The following is a 1,658-nucleotide window of genomic DNA, read 5'->3' as shown; positions in this document are numbered from 1 at the left end:
GTGCTGGCCAGCGCGCTTGCCGCCGGCGCGCGCCGTCCCAACAGCCCGCTCAGCATACCGCTCGGCGTCGTGACCACGGGGGTCGCGACCTTGTCGCCGAAACGGGCGCGCAAAGTCGCGCGGAGATCGCCGACCGCATCTGCGAGGCCCAGCGAGATCGCGCTGTCGCCGGCCCAATATTCGCCGGAGAACAGCAGATCGTCGGCGCCCGCAAGTCGGGCTCCGCGGCTCTCCTTGACCAGCGAGATGAACAGCGCGTGGATCTCGCGCTGGATCTTCTTCAGCCGCGCGACGTCGTTGGGGTCTTCGGGGAGGAACGGATCGAGCATCGCCTTGTGCTCGCCCGCCGTGTAGAGCCTGCGCTCGACGCCGATCTTCCTGATCAGCTCGTGAAACCCGAAGGTGCCGCCGACCACGCCGATCGAACCGAGAATCGACGAGGGATCGCAGAATATCTCATCGCCGGCACAGGCGATCATGTAGCCGCCGGAGGCCGCGACGTCCTCGACGAACACCAGCACCGGCAGCTTCTTCTCGGCCGCGAGCTGGCGGATGCGCAGGTAAATCTGCCGTGATTGCACCGGCGAGCCACCCGGCGAATTGATCACGATCGCCACCGCCTTGGCGTTGCGCATCGAGAATGCCTTCTCCAGCATCTTGGCGACGCCGGCCAGCGTCATCCCGGGCCGCAGCAGCGTCACCGCGCCGATCACGCCTGATAGCCGGACCACAGGCACCACCGGCGCGCCGCGCAGCCGCGCGGGCAGCATCGCCTTCCATCGGTCGATCAGCCCTGGCTGACGCTCGCCGCCGGGTTGTGTCAAAATGTCCGCCATTCCGTTACCTCAGGTTAACCACTTTTTAGCCTGCCGCTGCCATTCAAACGCTCGGAACGGACGTTCAACTCACGTCGTTACCAAAATTCACGGGCGGCGGAGCAACACATGAAGATCTACCTTTTGATGCTGCTGATCGGCACCCTCCTGACCGCGATCCGTTTCACGGCGGTCCCAGAGCGTCGTTCGGAAACACTGCCCCACTAACGCATTTCCCCGATCAAGCGTTCGGCAATTCGGCGAGCGCCAACGCGCCCTGCCCGGCTAGCACTGCCGCCACTTCCGCGGCCGGGGTACCGCCAGCGCCGTTGAGCATCACGCCCGGTAGCATCTGCAGCGGCGCCCGGCCGCCCTTGACAGCCCTTACCAGAATACGGATCGCGGGCTTGCTCGCGTCACCATGAACCGGCTGCACCACCAGGCTTCCGAAGCCGTGCGACAGCGCCGCCAGCACCTCAGCCAGCCCGTCTGCCCGCCAGATCATCGTCAGCCCCCCGCCCGATCGCAGAATCCGGCGGGCCGCATGCACCCAGGCCTCCAAAGTGGCGGGCGCGGCCATATGCGCAATGGCGCGTGCCGGATCGGACGAGGCCCGATGCCGCGCGCTGTCATTGAATGGCGGATTGGTCAGGACAGCGTCGACGCTGTCGGGACTGAGGCCGGCTGCTGCAAAGGCCCGTGCACCGGCGGTCACATCCAGCATGGCCACATCGGCAAAAATGGCGTTGGCCGCGGCGTTACGGCGCGCCAGTTCGGCAAGGCCAGGATCGATTTCGACCAAAATCAGTGCGATGCCTTCGATGCGGCGTGCCAGAGCAAGGC

At 66.1% G+C, this 1,658-nt stretch carries 2 protein-coding genes; both read right to left on the bottom strand.

What is annotated here, in order from left to right; all coding sequences use genetic code 11:
* Window positions 1–836: S49 family peptidase (locus WA702_RS25925; protein WP_425113395.1), on the bottom strand; the 836-nt coding region annotated here is incomplete at its 3' end.
* Between the two features lie 220 nt (window positions 837–1,056).
* Window positions 1,057–1,658: tRNA1(Val) (adenine(37)-N6)-methyltransferase (locus WA702_RS25920; protein ID WP_425113394.1), on the bottom strand; the 602-nt coding region annotated here is incomplete at its 5' end.

Source organism: Bradyrhizobium sp., from assembly GCF_049798375.1.
Lineage (GTDB): Bacteria > Pseudomonadota > Alphaproteobacteria > Rhizobiales > Xanthobacteraceae > Bradyrhizobium.
Note: the sequence above shows the minus strand (reverse complement) of the source record. Positions and strands in the feature narration are given on the sequence as shown.